Origin of the sequence: Citrobacter sp. wls714, assembly GCF_005281025.1 — a bacterium.
In the GTDB taxonomy this organism is placed as follows: Bacteria; Pseudomonadota; Gammaproteobacteria; order Enterobacterales; family Enterobacteriaceae; genus Citrobacter; species Citrobacter werkmanii.
Window position 1 is genome coordinate 1 of record NZ_SZWZ01000014.1, and the last position, 779, is coordinate 779.

A 779-nucleotide genomic window follows, 5' to 3' on the forward strand; every position below is an offset into this window, starting at 1 on the left:
CTGGGATATGGTAAGCGTCGAATCGGCGGTGCAATCATATCGGCGGGTATCTATGTGGAGGATCAGCTTTGACAAATCAGGTGCAACTCTGGCCGGAAGGTGAGGTATTTACCCGAGAGGTATTGATACCGACGAAATACGAGCCATTACCAGTGGAGGTAACTTACACCGTTCCTCCTTTCGAGATCGTTGTCGAAATGTGGCAGAACAGAGACCCAGCTAAGGCTTACGCTCTGTTTAGACAGTTCATTGTTGACTGGGATCAGCAGGACAAACTCACCGACGATATTCTGATGTGCTTTCTGGCAGGCTACCCGGGAACCGATGAGGCTATTTTTGCCGGATGGTATGAGCATATGAAAGAAGTGCTGACGGTAAATGCGCAGCTCTTCGCAGGTTACAGCCAGTCAATTAACTGAGGGTTTGTATGCTGGATCGGACAGTATTAGAGAAAGCAATAATGGTAGCGGCTGAGTTGCAGGGTCATGAACTCAACGGGCGAGATCGTCTTATGGTGCGTAATCGCGTTGCCACTTGCTTGGCTGCGAAAGAACGCCACCGGCAAAGGATGGATGCCGAACCGTATCAATGGAGAAAGCCGGAAAGGCCAAGGTGATGAACCCAACCAATCAAAGCACTGGACTATGTTCTGGTGCTTTTTTATTTGTGCGAGCCAACGTGTATAAACATATGTATAAACACTAATAAAAAAGGCGCTTCCCCATGCCGAAGAGCGCCTTTTTAAACAAGCATTTAACTGATTAGTATCAGTTCATGCC

The 779-nt window shown here is 47.9% G+C and carries 1 protein-coding gene; it reads left to right on the top strand.

Annotation, left to right across the window (positions count from 1 at the left end):
• Nucleotides 1-68 precede the first annotated feature (68 nt).
• Complete coding sequence (locus tag FDX11_RS01610; RefSeq protein ID WP_232051969.1) at nucleotides 69-419, top strand: hypothetical protein; 351 nt, start codon at nucleotides 69-71, stop codon at nucleotides 417-419.
• Nucleotides 420-779: the final 360 nt, after the last annotated feature.